Below are 14,953 nucleotides of genomic sequence, written 5' to 3'. Positions count from 1 at the left end.
GTGGGTTCCCCATATGGATCCGGCGCTTGGCCCGCCTGCAGCGATGGCCGAGAAACGCGACGAGCTGACGCCAATGATGGCGCAGTATCACGATCTCTGTGCGCGCTACGATGACGCGATCGTGCTCTTTCAGGTGGGGGACTTCTACGAGACGTTCTGTGGAGCCGCCGAACGGACCGCACGGCTGCTCGAGATTGCCTTGACCAGCCGCGAGGACTCCACCGGCGAGTATCCCATGGCCGGGATTCCGATCGACAACGCCGAATCGTACATCGAGACGCTGCTCGAGGCGGGGTATCGGGTTGCCGTCGCGGATCAGGTCGAAGCGCCCGGCGAGTCACCGGGAATCGTCGAGCGCGCCGTCACGCGCGTCATCACGCCCGGGACGCTCACCGAGGACGAACTGCTCGCCAACGACGACAACAACTTCGTCGCGGCGCTCGCTCGTGGGCGCGACACTGACGAACTCGCACTCGCCTTACTCGACGTCTCGACGGGCGACTTTGTAGCGACGAGTTCGGACTCGAGCGACGCCATCGCCGACGAGATTAGCCGCTTCGAGCCGTCGGAGGCAGTCGTGGGCCCGGACGCACCGGCTGACGTCTTCGACCAGCACTGTATGGTGACGCCGTTCGACGCGGCCGCGTTCGACCACGAGCGCGCAAGAGACATGCTCTCGAGATACGTTCGAAACCCCGACGCCTTGCTCGCGAGCGAGACCGAGATTCGAGCCTGTGGCGCACTGCTCGCCTACGCGGAGTACGTCCGCGGCGGCGACCACGAAGGCGAGCGCGAGACGCCGACCGAGACGGACGCCGACGAACCGGATCAAAAGCGACTCGAGTACATCACGCGCCTCACTCGCTACGACCCTCGCGAGTACCTCCTGCTGGATGCCGTCGCGCTGCGCAGCCTCGAACTGTTCGAGCCTCGTGGAGTCCACGGCGACGACGAGGCGACGCTCGTTGGCGTGCTGGATGAGACGGCGTGTGCACTCGGCGGCCGAAAGCTCAGAGACTGGCTTCGCCGGCCGCTGCTCGAGCCCCGCCGGATCGAGACACGGCTGGATGCCGTCGAGGAGTTGACCGCTGCCGTCCAGCGTCGGGAGACGCTTCACGAACTGCTTCGGAACGTCTACGACGTAGAGCGGCTGATCGGCCGAATCTCTCGCAAACGGGCGAACGCGAGAGACCTCCGGTCGCTTCGGGAGACGCTGGCCGTCGTGCCCGACATCCGGGAGCAACTCGCCGACGCCGACTGTGACCGACTGCAGGAACTGCACGCAGATCTCGACCCGCTCGTCGACGTGCGCGAGCTGATCGACGACGCCATCGTCACCGAGCCGCCGATCGAGATCACCGAGGGCGACATCATCGCGGAGGGGTACGACGACGCACTCGACGAGCTTCGGACGACCGCCCGCGAGGGGAAACAGTGGATCGATGACTTAGAAGACGGCGAGCGCGAACGAACCGGCATCGACTCGCTGAAAGTCGGCTACAACTCGGTGCACGGCTACTATATCGAGGTGACGAACCCGAACCTCGACGCCGTCCCAGAGAACTACGAGCGCCGCCAGACGCTGAAAAACTCCGAGCGATTCGTCACACCGGAACTCAAAGACCGCGAGGACCAGATCGTCGGCGCCGAAGAGCGGGCCGACGACCGTGAGTACGACCTCTTCTGTGACGTTCGGAAAACGATCGGTGAGGAGGTCGAACGCGTGCAGAGACTTGCCGACGCGCTCGCCACGCTCGACGCGCTCGTCTCGCTTGCGACCGTCGCCGCACAGTACGACTACTGCCGCCCCGACATCATCGGGGACGACCAGCACGACATCGAGATCGACATCGAGGGCGGTCGCCACCCCGTCGTCGAGCGTACGCAAGCGTCGTTCGTCCCCAACGACGCACACCTGACCGACGATCAGCGGCTGGCGGTGATCACGGGGCCGAATATGTCTGGCAAATCGACGTACATGCGACAGGTCGCACAGATTGTCCTGCTGGCACAGGTCGGGAGCTTCGTTCCCGCGAAAGCTGCGAGGCTGACGCCCGTTGACCGAATCTTCACCCGCGTCGGGGCCAGCGATGACATCGCGGGCGGGCGCTCGACGTTCATGGTCGAGATGGACGAACTCGCGACGATCCTGCGCGAAGCCGACGAGCGCTCGCTGGTCCTGTTAGACGAGGTCGGCCGCGGCACGTCGACCGCCGACGGCCTCGCCATCGCACAAGCCATCACCGAGCACATCCACGACGCGGTCGGTGCGACGACGCTGTTTGCAACCCACCATCACCCGCTGACCGAGCTTACGGCCGATCTCGAGGCCGCGTTCACGCTCCACTTCGAAGTTGAGCAGGACGACGGCAAGGTCGTCTTCCACCACGAGATCGCGCCCGGCGCGGCGACGGGGTCGTATGGCGTCGAGGTCGCAACCGCTGCGGGCGTGCCCGAAGCCGTCGTCGAACGGTCGCGGGAACTGGTCTCAGCAGCCGCGGAGCCATCGGACGACACCGTTGAACCGACAGCCAGGGGCACCGACTCGAGCGCGCTGACACAGGCGACAGCCGATGGCGGCGCGGTCCCGCCCGCTGTCGCTTCTGAACTCCGCGACCTCGAGCTCGCCCATCTCACGCCGGTCGAGGCGCTGACTGAACTCGACCGATTGCAGCGGCTGCTCGAGGAGTGAAGCGGCGACCGGACAGATGGGGTCATGACAGGGTCGCGCTGATTGTAACGTCTTTGTTGCTCGCGAGGGAAGGCCACCAACAGACCGATACGTCACGTCACTGCGCCCAGCGCAGCCAGCGCCGCCCTACTCGCTCGTCGGCTCGAGGGAAACGAACTCGAGGCCGTGATCGACCAGCAAGCGATCGGCGCGATCCGTCACGGAGGGCGCGACCAGAATCCCGCGGACGTCGGCGTCGGCGTGAAGATCGCGTTCTAAGGCGTCGACGTATCGCCGGAGTTGGCCGACTGCATCGGGGCCGACGCGGCGGCGTTTGAGTTCGACGACGACGGTTCGGCCGGCAGCGTCCTCACCGTAGATGTCGACGGCACCGGCGGCCGTCTCGCGTTCGGTCGCAAGCGGCCTGAAGCCCGCCTCGAGCAGCGTCGGTTCCTCGAGGATTCGCTGTCGGAGGTCCTCTTCAGTTCCCGACAGCGTGAGCTCGTTCTCGTCGGTTCCCGAAAACGCCGAGACTTGCAAGACGTCCTGGAAGCGAACGCACAGTCGCTCGTCGGGCGTCGGTCGCCCGCTCTCGAGGACGAGCGTTTCCGCACCGTTTGCGTCGATATCGTCGCCGGCGCGGTCACAGAACACGTCGTGTGTACAGCCCGGCGGCTGCCAGTTGACTGGCTGTTGGCCTTCGTCAGTGTGGACCAGCGCCGCCCCGTCGGGTTTGAGCATCACGTGGCGATCGCCCGCCTCGAGCGTGCTCGAGGCACGGCCCTCGTAGTCGACGGTACAGCGGCCGAAGACGGTCACCAACGCCTCGCGCTCGAGCGCGTCGGCGATGGCCTCACAGGCCGCCCCGAGTGTGGGTTGCTCGAGCGTTACGGCCCGTGCTGACGATGTCGGTGTGCCGGAAGTCACTGCAACGGGGTAGCTGTCGCGGAACTAAAAGCGGTCCGGACCAGCGGAGCGAGTGGGAGACGACCGCTGAGTTAGCGTATATCAAAAACCCTTATGACTGTTCGTCCATGCGTTCGACGCAATGACGAACGGACACAACCGCCGTCGATTTCTCCAACTCACCGGCACCGGCGCTGCCGCATCACTTGCTGGCTGTACCGATCTCGGACTCTTGAGCGATGACGAGGCCGACGAGCGGCTGACCGCCATCGTCGAACCGGACCAAGAGGACGTCGAAGCACTCTACGACGACCTCGAGGCGGGCGAGATCGACGAGGCGGAGTTCCAACAGCGCGCCCAGGAGCTGCAAGAAGAACCGATCGAGGAGTTCGAAAGCTATGCGGACGCCGAAGACATCCAGATCGACGAGTCCACGACTGAGGGTGCTGGGCTGTATCTGATCGACGGCCCGGACGAGGCGATCCTCAGCGCCCTCCGAAGCGGCCCCGTCACCGTGCTGTACGGCAGCGATGCCTACGACCTGATCCTCGAACAGCAGGCACAGCAACAACAGCAACAAGAACAGCCCGAGCTGGACGAGGACGACCTCGAAGAGGAACTTGAGGAAGAACTCGAGGAAGAAGACGGAGAGGGCGAAGACGATGGCGACGCCGAGGAGGACACTGACGACGAACGCGACGGCGAAGACGACGAGTAACGTCGCGTCTCTCCCGCAGCGAACCGCTTGACTCTCTCGCCAAGCCATCGACTCGAGCCGGCGCTTACTCGGCGTTCGCCGATCGGTCGCCGACGCTGAACGGGCTCTCGCGTTCGGTCCAGTTCCAGCCTGGGAGCCGTTCCTGAAAGCCGGCTGCGAGTGCCGCCTCGAGATCGTCCACACCCGCGTTCTCATCCTCGTCGCCGTGGACCTGCAGGTCTGCGTAATGAAAGGTCGCCTCGCCGAGTGTCCGCAGGGGCTGGGTGCCGGCGATCGTCGCCGCGAGCTCGCGGCCGAGGATCTCGTCGACGACGAAGCCGGGATAGTCGCCCTCGACGTCGAGGTCTCGGAGGATCGCAACCATCGCGGCGACGTTGACCGCCAGATCACCGTCGGCGAAGACGGCGTCGACTGCCTCGAGATACTGTGTTTCGGTCACGTGATCGACATCGGTCTCGAAGATTGCTCCGAGATCATCGCGGACGTGATTAATGACCGGGACGACGGTTTCAGCACGGTCTGCGACCCAGTTTCGCTCCGTCACGACACGCTCCGGTGTGAGCTCCATACCCCCTGTTTGTGACGGATCATCCTGATGTTTGCGAAGCTTTTTATACCGCGCAAGCAGTAGCGTCGAATAAGCGGGTTCTCCCTGGAATCTTCCCGCACGAACCAGGATAACCGACCTGGGAGCGTGTTCGTACACACGGTATAACGCGATGATTTGGGATACTGGACGGTATATGATCACTGTTGTCACACAACGACAGCATGGATCACTGACATCGAGATCAGCAGACAGCGATCGTCGCTTGGCTGTTCTCGAGTCGCAGTTCCTAGTCGCGTCGGACCGACCGGACACCGGCTCCCGGCGGCGAGTTCACGCAAGCCACAATCGGCGATTATGAGTACTGTAGAGCAGCAACTTGACGATTTGAAAGCAGAGATCACGAGCGAGTTACCGAACGATATCTCGGTCTCCTCGGTGAAATATGAAGGCCCCGAACTGGTGGTCTACACGCGCGATCCGAAGAAGTTCGCCCAGCAGGGTGACCTCGTTCGGAAACTCGCGAGTAAGCTTCGGAAACGGATTACCATCCGACCTGATCCGTCGGTTCTCTCACGGCCCAACGAGGCCCGCGAGGAGATCATGGGTGTCATCCCCGAGGAAGCAGGCGTCACGGACCTCGATTTCCACGCCGACACTGGCGAGGTCGTTATCGAGGCCGAAAAGCCCGGGATGGTCATCGGCCGCCATGGCTCGACACTCCGTGATATTACGAAAAACGTTGGCTGGACGCCCGAAGTCGTCCGAACGCCGCCGATCGAGTCCTCGACGGTCTCGAACGTCCGCAGTTTCCTCAAACAGGAACGTGACGAACGACGGGACATTTTGGAGAAAGTCGGCCGGCAGATCCACCGCGAGGAGATGTCCGACGACGAGTACGTCCGTATCACGACGCTTGGCTGTTGCCGCGAGGTCGGCCGCGCGTCGTTTATTCTTTCGACACCCGAAACACGGATTCTCGTCGACTGTGGCGACAAGCCCGGTGCAGAAGGTGAGGTCCCATATCTCCACGCACCCGAGGCGCTTGGCGCAGGACCCCAGACCATCGACGCCGTCGTCCTCACCCACGCCCACCTCGACCACTCCGCGCTCATCCCACTCCTGTTCAAATACGGCTACGACGGCCCGATTTACTGTACCGAGCCAACGCGGGATCTGATGGGGCTGCTCACGCTCGACTACCTCGACGTCGCGGCCAAAGAAGGCCGTGCACCACCGTACGAAAGCGAGCAGGTTCGCGAAGCGATCAAACACACCATCCCGCTCGAGTACGGCGATGTCACGGACATCGCTCCCGACGTCAAACTCACCTTCCACAACGCGGGCCACATTCTCGGCTCGGCCGTCTCGCACTTCCACATCGGCGACGGCCTCTACAACGTCGCGTTCTCCGGCGACATTCACTACGACGACACCCGCCTGTTCAACGGTGCTGTCAACGACTTCCCCCGCGTCGAGACGCTCGTCCTCGAGTCGACCTACGGCGGTCGCAACGACTACCAGACCGATCAGCAGGATTCCGAGGAGAAACTCAAGGAAGTCATCAACAAGACCCACGAAAAGGGCGGCAAGGTCGTGATCCCGGCGTTCGCCGTCGGTCGATCACAGGAGATCATGCTCGTCATCGAGGAGGCGATGCGCAGCGGCGACATTCCCTCGATGCCAGTCCATCTCGACGGGATGATCTGGGAGGCGACAGCGATCCACACGACCTATCCCGAGTACCTGCGTGACGACCTCCGAGATCGGATCTTCCACGACGACGAGAACCCGTTCCTCGCCGAGGAGTTCAACCATATCGACGCCGGCGAGGAAGAGCGCCAGGACGTCGCCGACGGCGGCCCCTGTATCGTCCTCTCGACGTCGGGGATGGTCACCGGCGGCCCGATCATGTCCTGGCTCGGCCACATCGGCCCCGATCCGGACTCGACGCTCGTCTTCGTCGGCTACCAGGCTCAGGGAACCCTCGGTCGACGCATCCAGAGCGGCTGGGACGAGATCCCAACAAGCGAAGTCGGTGCCATGGGCAACAACGGCGGTGGACGTGGGACCCTCTCGCTGAACATGGACGTCGAAACCGTCGACGGCTTCTCGGGCCACGCCGACCGAGCCGGCCTCGAGAACTTCGTCAAGACGATGAACCCACGCCCCGAGAAGGTGCTCTGTGTCCACGGCGACGAACGCTCGACACAAGATCTCTCGAGCGCGCTGTATCACGACTACAATATGCGGACGTTCGCGCCGAAGAACCTCGAGACGTTCCGGTTTCTCTAACGCTCGATAGAACCCGCGCGGACACACCGCTTGCGGCCGTGTTTTGCCTGCTGTCCGCTCCAACGCTCGCCGATCGTGCCGGGCTGAACGAAGACGAGCGGGACTTTCGGTACAACGGGGCAGGACGTTGTCTGAGCGCCGTGGTGAGTGAACACGCCCCCGATTCAGACGGTGATGAGGACGACAGCGACGACGGCGAGTCCCAGACCGAGGAGATTCGTCGCACCGAGATTCGTCTCGAAGTACACGACGTCGACGACCACGGGAACGATAAAGTAGAGCGCCGCGATCGCCGACACGATCGCCATGTCGCCCCGCGTGAGCGCGCCGTAGAAGCTCACCGTCCCGATCGCGAGGAACACTCCGGAAAGCAACGCGAAGACGAGATCCGTCTGGGTCCCGGTGATCGGTCGCCGAGCCAGCAACACGTAGATCCCGATGATCCCGAGACTCGCAACGTAGGACAGAAAAACCGCGTTCACGGCCGAAACCGACCGCGTCGCGAGACCCGCTGTCACGACCCAGCCGCCGAACAACAGTAGCGCTCCAACCGCCAGTCCGATTCCGACGTTGACCATGGGCGATGTTTGGCGACGCGAAATAAAGTCCGATCACTCCGGCAGATACCAGAACGCTCTTCAGACGTCGTCGTGACGAGATGAGTTCGGTACCGCCTCGTGCGGTCTACTGTAGCGAAAGCTCCACATCCGCGAGCCGTCTGCGGGTGTCCCAGTACTGACACAGCAGTCCGTACCACGCGACGCTGACCGACTCGAGTACAGTGGCGGAACGTCCGTGACCGAGCGCGCTGGTCAAGACAGTTGCTTCGAGACCCACTCGAGGTTCGTCGCGATCACCGCCAGCACGAGCGCGCCCAGCGACATGAGGATGAGGAACGTCGAGACGACGCTCACCATCGGATCCATTGCCTGTCGGAGTTCGGTCCAGGCCAGGACGGGAATCGTCTCCGTGCGGGACGTCGAGAGGAACAGCGCCATCACGAACTCCTGAAGGCTGATAATAAATGCAAGCAGCGCACCGACGAAGACGCCGTGTTTCACGTTCGGGAGCACGACATGGACGAACGACTGGACGGGACCCGCGCCGAGGTCGTGGGCGGCGTCGAGTTGCTGCCAGTCGAAGCGGCTGAACACCGATCGCATCACGAAGTAGACCAGTGGCGTCGCCCACAGGGTGTGTGCGAGGATGATGCTCGCGTACGAGCCCCGAAACCCACCCTCGTTGAAGTACATCAGCAGCGTGATGCCGAGGATGACCGGCGGAATCAGTAGCGGGATGAGGACCAGCGGCGCCACGACGGTTCCGAGCGGCCCGTCGTCGAACTCCTGGCCGAACGCGCCGAGCACGCCGAGCAACGTCGCGAGCGCGGCGGTGCCGACGCCGACAACGATGCTGCTCGTAAAGGCCTCGAGCCAGCGGATGCTGTCGAAGAACTCGCCGTACCAGACCAGCGAGAGGCTCTCGGGTGGGAACGCGATCCGGGCACCCTCCGAGAACGAGGTTGCGATGACGACCAACAGCGGTGCGATCATGAGCGCGAACAGCGCCAGGTAGCCGGCGCGGAACGCGACGGTTTCGACGGGTTCTCTATGCAAGTTCGAACTCACCTCCGAATCGGTTGAGGACGCCGAAGATCACGGCGATACAGATCGACATCAGCCCGAGCATGACGGCCGACAGCGCGGCTGCAGTGGGATAGCTCATATCGCCGAGCATCAGGCTCTCGACGTAGATGGCGAACGTGATGTTGTTCGAGAGGAGTTCCGGTGCCGCGTACGCCCCGACACTCCAGGCGAACGAGACCACTGCCGCGACGATGATTCCCGGCATCACCTGCGGCACGACAACCTCGAGAACCGACCGCGGCCGACTCGCTCCGAGGTCGCGGGCGGCCTCGACGACGTGCCAATCGGTCGTCGCCATGACGCTGTAGATCGCCAGCACGGCGTACGGAAGGACGATGTACAGCTGTGCGATAACGACGCCGGTCGTGCTGTACAGCAGGCCAGCGGGTTGCAACAGCGGATCGAAGGCGTACGTCCGGATGACCAACGTCGTCAACAACGGGAGGACGACCGAGAACAGCAGCAACGACTTCATGAGCCCGCTCGAGCGCCAGATTGCGTACGCGTAGAACAACCCGATCATGACGGACAGCACCGTCACGATGAGACCGAGTCGGAACGAGTAGCCGATAACGCTCCAGATCAGGTCGCTGGCGAAGACCTGCCGGTAGGCCTCGAGCGACCACGTTCCGTTGACGTACACCCCGTCGCTCGAGGGAGCGGCGAAGCTGATTCGCAACAGGATCGCAAACGGGATCACGAAGATCAGGAGTTCGAACGCGATCAGCGGTGCCATGAGCAACAGCGCGCGACGCGACCCCGACTGGGCGGCCAGACGGGACCGGGCGGCGCTGATCGGATTCTGGAGCATTGACGTCGAAGTGGACAGTGTCTCCGTCATGGCTCACGAAGCGAGATGCGGCTCCCGTCCGCGCGGAACGCGAGGACGTCTTCGCCGTTCCACTCGAGAGTCACGTCGTCGCCGGACGACAGCGACCCCGAACTCGCGTCCGTTCGCTCGGCGAACACCGACGTGCCGTCGATCGACACGGAGTAGCGAACGGTCGAGCCGCGGTAGATCACGTTCGCGACCGTGCCCGCGACGGCGTTGGTCGTGCTGCCATCGGTGACCGCCCGCTGGTCGGCGGTGGCGGTCGTCGCCGCGTCGGGCTCTCCCCGGTCGATCGAGAGGATCTCCGGTCGCAGCGAAAGCGTCAATTCGTCGCCGGACTCGAGGCCGTGGTCGCCGTCGCTCGGAAGGATCAACTCGGCGTCGAGTTCCGTCTCGACGTAGACCGCCTCCCCGCTCGTTCGCGCGACTGTCGCGTCGACGAAGTTGGTGTCTCCGAGGAAACCCTCGATGAAACGGTTCTTCGGGTTCTCGTAGACCTCGTTCGGATCGCCGACCTGTATCAGTTCGCCCTCGTTCATGATGCCGATACGGTCGGCGAGCGTGAACGCCTCGTCCTGGTCGTGGGTGACGTGAACGAACGTCTCCTCGAGATCGTCGTGGATCTCGCGAAGCTCGATCTGCATGTCTTCTCGGAGCCGTTTGTCGAGGTTCGACAGCGGCTCGTCCAGCAACAAGACGTCCGGATTGACGGCAAGCGACCGCGCGAGCGCGACGCGCTGTTTCTGGCCGCCGCTCAGTGTCGTCGGATCCTCGTCACCGTAGCCGGCCATCTGAACGCGCTCGAGCATCGACTCGGCGCGTTCGTGGCGTTCGTCGGTCGAGATGCCGCGCATCTTGAGCCCGAAGGCGACGTTTTCGAGGACTGTCTTGTGCGGGAACAGCGCCCAGTCCTGAAACACCGTCGAAGTGTTCCGGTCGTAGGCGGGCTGATCGGTAACGTCCTCGCCGTCGAGTCGGATCGCGCCCTCGGTGGGCGTCTCGAGGCCGGCGAGCATCCGCAGCGTGGTAGACTTGCCGCTGCCGCTCGGTCCGAGCAGGCAGAGCAGTTCGCCGTCGTCGATCTCGACCGAGACGTCTTCGACTGCGGTGGTCTCACCGTATCGCTTCTCGAGTCCCTGCAAGGTGATGGTGGACATAACAGTTGAAATAGCGTGGTATGGAAGTGGTTCGGTTATGACGAGTGTTGCATACTGTCGAACGCCTCGGAGAGTTCACCGGCGTGGTCCGAGAGGAAGCTCCAGTCGGGGAACGCGATGTTCTTCGCTTCCTCGTTGGTCGTCGGGAGGTCCGCCTCGAGTTCTGCGGGGTACTCGATGTTCTCGTTGCTGAACATCATCGGATGGTCTTCGGCCCACGCCGATTGGACCTCGGCGTCGAGCAGGAAATCGATGAACTCCTCGGCCTCGTCTTGTCTGTCGGTGCCGCGGACGACACACCAGTTGTTGATCCAGCCCGTCGTCTGCTCGGGCATGGTGTGGGTCAGTCCCTCTTCGTCGTCGATATCGTATGCCGTCTGGTCGTAGTACCACTGGGCGACGTCGATGACGCCGTTGTCGAACGCCTGCCAGATGTCTTCGCCGGAACTGGCCCACTCGTCGACGCCCCAGTCCTCGACAGCCTCAAGGATCTCCTCGTGGTTGCCGTCGTCGTACATCGCTTCTGCGTCGCCTTCCTCGCCCATCCCGAGCGCCGCGGCGTACATCGGGTACCACCAGAAGCCGGTGTCGATCCCGACGCCCTCGCTGTCGGCGACGGCGTCGCCGGAGAGGTCGGCCCACGTCTCGGGGTCGACGTCGGCGTCCTCGCGGTGGATGATCGTACAGGGCGCGCCGTCGACGGGCATCCCGTACTCGGGGTCGCGAATCTCTGTGAAGAAGTCCATAATCTCGTCCTCGTTGGAGATGTTATCCCGGTCGATCGGCTCGAAGAGGTCATCCTGTCGCCCGTAGTAGTAGAAATTCCCCTCCGCGACGGTGACGTCGAACGGTGGGTCGTCCTCGGGTGCGTTTCGAATCTGTTCTAAGACGCCGTCCCAGCCGCGCTCGATATGGATGTCGGTGTCGTGCTCCGCCTCCCACTGGGAGACGAGACCCTCCTCGAATCGGTCGGCGTAGTTGCCGCTCCAGACCATCACACGCAGGCCCGACTCGCTGCCGAGCAGTTCGGCACAGCCTGCGAGCGCGGTGGCCGAGCCGACCGCCGTCGCGGAAAGCAGCTGTCGACGTGATGTCGTCGGCGAACGATCGGCTGGTTCGGAAACTGTCTCGCTCGTCTCTGCAACCCCATCAGGGTCTGCAGCCATTGGTGCCCCGGTTCTACCCGGATACTGACATAAAACCGTTGTGGACCTCGACGAACGCCAGAGTCCAGTCGCCGTTGCCTATAGTAGCCACTGAACGTCACTGCACACCAGATCGGCTGATGGGTGCGCGGTTCGACGCGATCCGGACGGCGACCCGTCGCCAGTCATCGCGCACCGTCTGTCGTGTCAGTCGACTGATCACCCTCCCAGCAGCCCTCGTGGACGAGCGCGTCGACGTCGAGTCGCTCACGCCATCCTTCCTGCTGGAGGACGGGTTCTTCGGGGAAGCCGTCCTCGGGATAGCCCAGACAGAGATACGCAACCGGTTTGACGTGGGGTGGAATACCCAGTACGTCTTGCAGTTCGTAGGGATAGAGCACGCTCACCCAGCCGACGCCGACACCTTCCGCACGCGCAGCCAGCCAGAGGTTCTGGACCGCCAGACACGTCGAGTAGACGTCGGTCCGTTTCATCGAACTCCGGCCGAGCACGTGAGGTGCCCCTCGCGTCGGATCGCAGGTCACGCAGATGTTGACCGGCGACTCGCGGATCCCCTCGAGTTTCAACGCCGCGAACTCCGATCTCGTCGGCTCTTTGTAGCCTTCTCGAGCGGCCGCGATGGCGCGGTCGGCGATCTCGGCGATCTCGACTTTCGTCTCGTCGTCGCGGACGACGATCAGGTCCCAGGGCTGTGAGAAGCCGACACTCGGGGCGTGGTGGGCCGCCTGAATGAGTCGCTCGAGGACAGCCTCAGGGATCGGGTCGTCTCTGAATCGGCGGATGTCCCGACGGGCGTAGATGGTCTTGTAGACTGCGTCTCGCTCGTCGTCGGTGAATGAAACCATCATTTCAGTGGATAAATCAGAGTTGCATAAAGACGGTGATCGGGTTCGGACGACGATCGGGAGCTCCAGACCGACATCGCGCCGTGTTCACTCGCCGACGTCGGCCGGATCGACGACCTCTCCTGTTTCGGGATAGACGCCGACCTGATCGCAAATATCCCCCATCGGGCAGGCGTCGGGGTCCTCGAGACAGGCGGGCGTGCGGGCCGTACAGTACTCACGGCCAAACTGGATCGACGCCGTGTGGCCGAAGCCGCATTTGGCTGCGGAGACGTCTTGCTCGAGGGTTTCGCGAACGGCCTCGTGGTCGGCGTCGGGTGGGGCGATACCCATGCGCCGATAGATACGGTGGACATGCGTGTCGACGGGAAAGACACCCGATCGGCCACCCGAGAACAGCAATACGCAGTCGGCCGTCTTGGGACCAACGCCGCGAACGGAGAGTAGTGTCTCGCGGACGACCGACGGGGTCTCGTCTTTGACATAGCGATCGAACGCGGCGGCGGAGCCGAACTCCTCGAGGACCCACGCCGCGGTATCGATGATGGTCTCGGACTTCTGGTTGTACAGGCCAGCACCACTGATCGTTTCGGCAAGCATCGACTGGTCGGCGCTTGCAAGCGACTCGGCGAGGTCGATGTCGTCGCCATCGTACGTCGCCAGCAGCGCGTCGTGGGCTGGTTGGCTCGCCTTGTCGCTCGTATTCTGGCTCAGAATGGTCCGAACGAGACAGTCGAACGCATCCTGTCTGTCACCGGTCCGGTCCCAGAATATCGACTCATCGTCATCGATCGTGACCGCGTTCTGTCCGCCGTCGATGTTGTGTTCGGGAAACCCGCGATCGCCGTAGCGATGGGCAAGGCGATTCACGACGGCTTCGGCACGAGAGTCTGTGACCATCCGTGCGGTGTCTCGTGGTTCCGGCGAACTAACGGTTGTGGTCGACCAGCCGACAGGATCACTACGTTCTTTCGCACTCCGGCCGCATATAGGAGACGATGGCGAAGCGATCCACGAAAGACATCGATCCAACCGACGCCGAACACCGCGAAGTCGGAGGCGGACTGCTCGAGGAGCAGATGGGGCCGAGTTCGTCACTGGCACACCTCTATCGCGGCGAGGTCCACCGGATGCAGGTCTGGCGGGAACGGCTCGATCAGACGACGAACTGGGCGGTGATCGTTATGAGCGCGATCATCACGTGGGCGTTCTCGAGTCAGGCCAACCCTCACTACATCGTCTTGCTCGGGACGACAGCGCTCGTCGCGTTCCTGTTCATCGAAGCCCACCGCTATCGTGGCTACGACCTCTGGCGAGGCCGAGTCCGAATGCTCCAACGGAACGTCTTCGCGTACGGTCTCGACGCCTCCGGTGGGCTCGAGGATCCAGACTGGCGTCAAAAGCTCGGCCAGGACTACCGCAGACCAGTTATTAAGATCTCCCTCGAGGAGTCGGTCGCCCACCGACTGCGACGGATCTACCTGTTTCTGTTCACAGTCATGCTCGGGGCCTGGGGGATCCACGTCGTCGCGTTCGCGACCCAGCCGTGGCCGGACAGCGCAGCGATCGGCCCGCTGCCGGGACTGCTGGTGACTGGCATCGTCGTCGCACTCTACCTCGTCGCCGTCGGGATTGCGCTTCGACCCCGCGCGTGGCAGGCAGAAGACGAACTGCACGAACAGGCCGTAGGCAGTCACCGGTGACGACGCGGTGACAGCACGGACATATCGACCGCGATCGCGCTCACTCCACGGTGATCGTCACCGTCGCCTCGGCGCCGTCGGCTAACGCGGCGACGAGGTCGCGATCGAATCCCTCGGCCGCGAACGGTGCGTCGTTCATGATCGTCCGGTCGTCGACGTACTCGCTCGTTCGGCCGACCAGACTCCGCTCGTTCGTCAACTCGAGGTCGGGATCGCCCCGTCCCGACACCGAGTCCGTGTGGCCGCCGGCCTCGATCGTAACCGTAATCGTCGCCTCCCGATCCTGGCAGGCCGCAATAAAGTCGGGATCGAAGTCGGCGGGTGCGCGGTCGGCCTCGATTGCGAGGATGCAGTCTCCGGCGGGGGTGAGAAAGTCGTCGGTCGTGACCTCGAACGTGCTCGAGTGCTCGGCGGTGACGTGCTCGTGACCTCGAGCGTGGATAATTTCTTCCATGCTCGAGGGTTCG

General features: G+C 63.4%; 14 protein-coding genes. 4 read left to right on the top strand and 10 right to left on the bottom strand.

Annotated features, from left to right (window positions below; all coding sequences use genetic code 11):
- The first annotated feature begins 13 nt into the window (after window positions 1–13).
- On the top strand, window positions 14–2,692 hold the full coding sequence (gene mutS / locus DV706_RS12200; RefSeq protein WP_136350868.1) for a DNA mismatch repair protein MutS: 2,679 nt from the start codon (window positions 14–16) through the stop codon (window positions 2,690–2,692).
- A gap of 126 nt (window positions 2,693–2,818) precedes the next feature.
- Here the strand turns inward: mutS and nucS are convergent, their stop codons facing one another.
- The gene (nucS, locus tag DV706_RS12195) at window positions 2,819–3,598 is read right to left on the bottom strand and encodes an endonuclease NucS (protein ID WP_006064380.1); all 780 of its coding nucleotides are present in this window, start codon (window positions 3,596–3,598) and stop codon (window positions 2,819–2,821) included.
- A 121-nt stretch (window positions 3,599–3,719) separates the two neighbouring features.
- Between nucS and DV706_RS21470 the strand changes: the two genes are divergently transcribed.
- Window positions 3,720–4,295: a hypothetical protein gene (locus tag DV706_RS21470; protein ID WP_006064379.1), complete on the top strand. Its 576-nt coding sequence runs from the start codon at window positions 3,720–3,722 to the stop codon at window positions 4,293–4,295.
- Window positions 4,296–4,359: 64 nt separating this feature from the next.
- Here the strand turns inward: DV706_RS21470 and DV706_RS12185 are convergent, their stop codons facing one another.
- Window positions 4,360–4,863, bottom strand: coding sequence for a hypothetical protein (locus tag DV706_RS12185; protein ID WP_006064378.1), 504 nt, complete (start codon window positions 4,861–4,863; stop codon window positions 4,360–4,362).
- Window positions 4,864–5,199: 336 nt separating this feature from the next.
- Here DV706_RS12185 and DV706_RS12180 point away from each other — a divergent pair, with 336 nt between their 5' ends.
- Window positions 5,200–7,137, top strand: coding sequence for a beta-CASP ribonuclease aCPSF1 (locus DV706_RS12180; RefSeq protein ID WP_006064377.1), 1,938 nt, complete (start codon window positions 5,200–5,202; stop codon window positions 7,135–7,137).
- A 164-nt stretch (window positions 7,138–7,301) separates the two neighbouring features.
- On the opposite strand, the gene DV706_RS12175 is transcribed toward DV706_RS12180, so the two are convergent.
- The 7 genes from DV706_RS12175 to DV706_RS12145 form a co-directional block, all read right to left on the bottom strand.
- Window positions 7,302–7,715, bottom strand: coding sequence for an EamA family transporter (locus DV706_RS12175; protein ID WP_006064376.1), 414 nt, complete (start codon window positions 7,713–7,715; stop codon window positions 7,302–7,304).
- Between the two features lie 234 nt (window positions 7,716–7,949).
- Complete coding sequence (locus DV706_RS12170) at window positions 7,950–8,753, bottom strand: ABC transporter permease (RefSeq protein ID WP_006064375.1); 804 nt, start codon at window positions 8,751–8,753, stop codon at window positions 7,950–7,952.
- Window positions 8,746–9,624: an ABC transporter permease gene (locus DV706_RS12165; protein ID WP_006064374.1), complete on the bottom strand. Its 879-nt coding sequence runs from the start codon at window positions 9,622–9,624 to the stop codon at window positions 8,746–8,748. Before DV706_RS12165 ends, DV706_RS12170 begins: the two co-directional genes overlap by 8 nt.
- The gene (locus DV706_RS12160) at window positions 9,621–10,772 is read right to left on the bottom strand and encodes an ABC transporter ATP-binding protein (protein ID WP_006064373.1); all 1,152 of its coding nucleotides are present in this window, start codon (window positions 10,770–10,772) and stop codon (window positions 9,621–9,623) included. The genes DV706_RS12165 and DV706_RS12160 overlap by 4 nt, the downstream gene beginning before the upstream one ends.
- A gap of 35 nt (window positions 10,773–10,807) precedes the next feature.
- Window positions 10,808–11,938 (bottom strand): ABC transporter substrate-binding protein, encoded by a 1,131-nt coding sequence (locus tag DV706_RS12155; RefSeq protein ID WP_006064372.1) that lies wholly within the window; start codon window positions 11,936–11,938, stop codon window positions 10,808–10,810.
- 164 nt (window positions 11,939–12,102) lie between these two features.
- Window positions 12,103–12,783: a 5,6-dimethylbenzimidazole synthase gene (bluB, locus tag DV706_RS12150; protein WP_049889596.1), complete on the bottom strand. Its 681-nt coding sequence runs from the start codon at window positions 12,781–12,783 to the stop codon at window positions 12,103–12,105.
- Between the two features lie 87 nt (window positions 12,784–12,870).
- A complete protein-coding gene (locus DV706_RS12145) occupies window positions 12,871–13,683 on the bottom strand; it encodes an endonuclease III domain-containing protein (protein ID WP_006064370.1) in 813 nt (270 codons plus the stop codon).
- A gap of 98 nt (window positions 13,684–13,781) precedes the next feature.
- Here DV706_RS12145 and DV706_RS12140 point away from each other — a divergent pair, with 98 nt between their 5' ends.
- A complete protein-coding gene (locus DV706_RS12140; RefSeq protein ID WP_006064369.1) occupies window positions 13,782–14,486 on the top strand; it encodes a DUF2270 domain-containing protein in 705 nt (234 codons plus the stop codon).
- A 40-nt stretch (window positions 14,487–14,526) separates the two neighbouring features.
- Here DV706_RS12140 and DV706_RS12135 read toward each other — a convergent pair whose 3' ends face one another.
- A complete protein-coding gene (locus tag DV706_RS12135) occupies window positions 14,527–14,940 on the bottom strand; it encodes a DUF371 domain-containing protein (RefSeq protein WP_006064368.1) in 414 nt (137 codons plus the stop codon).
- Window positions 14,941–14,953: the final 13 nt, after the last annotated feature.

It is taken from the genome of Natronorubrum bangense, assembly GCF_004799645.1.
In the GTDB taxonomy this organism is placed as follows: Archaea; Halobacteriota; Halobacteria; order Halobacteriales; family Natrialbaceae; genus Natronorubrum; species Natronorubrum bangense.
This window is presented reverse-complemented; position numbering and strand designations above follow the sequence as displayed.

What these genes read in the sequence shown, in the direction of transcription:
- DV706_RS12160 (WP_006064373.1), bottom strand. Translation starts at nt 10,772, where the DNA reads ATGTCCACCATCACCTTGCAGGGACTCGAGAAGCGATACGGTGAGACC.
- DV706_RS12140 (WP_006064369.1), top strand. Translation starts at nt 13,782, where the DNA reads ATGGCGAAGCGATCCACGAAAGACATCGATCCAACCGACGCCGAACAC.
- DV706_RS12180 (WP_006064377.1), top strand. Translation starts at nt 5,200, where the DNA reads ATGAGTACTGTAGAGCAGCAACTTGACGATTTGAAAGCAGAGATCACG.
- mutS (WP_136350868.1), top strand. Translation starts at nt 14, where the DNA reads ATGGATCCGGCGCTTGGCCCGCCTGCAGCGATGGCCGAGAAACGCGAC.
- DV706_RS21470 (WP_006064379.1), top strand. Translation starts at nt 3,720, where the DNA reads ATGACGAACGGACACAACCGCCGTCGATTTCTCCAACTCACCGGCACC.
- DV706_RS12135 (WP_006064368.1), bottom strand. Translation starts at nt 14,940, where the DNA reads ATGGAAGAAATTATCCACGCTCGAGGTCACGAGCACGTCACCGCCGAG.
- DV706_RS12185 (WP_006064378.1), bottom strand. Translation starts at nt 4,863, where the DNA reads ATGGAGCTCACACCGGAGCGTGTCGTGACGGAGCGAAACTGGGTCGCA.
- DV706_RS12175 (WP_006064376.1), bottom strand. Translation starts at nt 7,715, where the DNA reads ATGGTCAACGTCGGAATCGGACTGGCGGTTGGAGCGCTACTGTTGTTC.
- DV706_RS12155 (WP_006064372.1), bottom strand. Translation starts at nt 11,938, where the DNA reads ATGGCTGCAGACCCTGATGGGGTTGCAGAGACGAGCGAGACAGTTTCC.
- DV706_RS12165 (WP_006064374.1), bottom strand. Translation starts at nt 9,624, where the DNA reads ATGACGGAGACACTGTCCACTTCGACGTCAATGCTCCAGAATCCGATC.
- DV706_RS12145 (WP_006064370.1), bottom strand. Translation starts at nt 13,683, where the DNA reads ATGGTCACAGACTCTCGTGCCGAAGCCGTCGTGAATCGCCTTGCCCAT.
- bluB (WP_049889596.1), bottom strand. Translation starts at nt 12,783, where the DNA reads ATGGTTTCATTCACCGACGACGAGCGAGACGCAGTCTACAAGACCATC.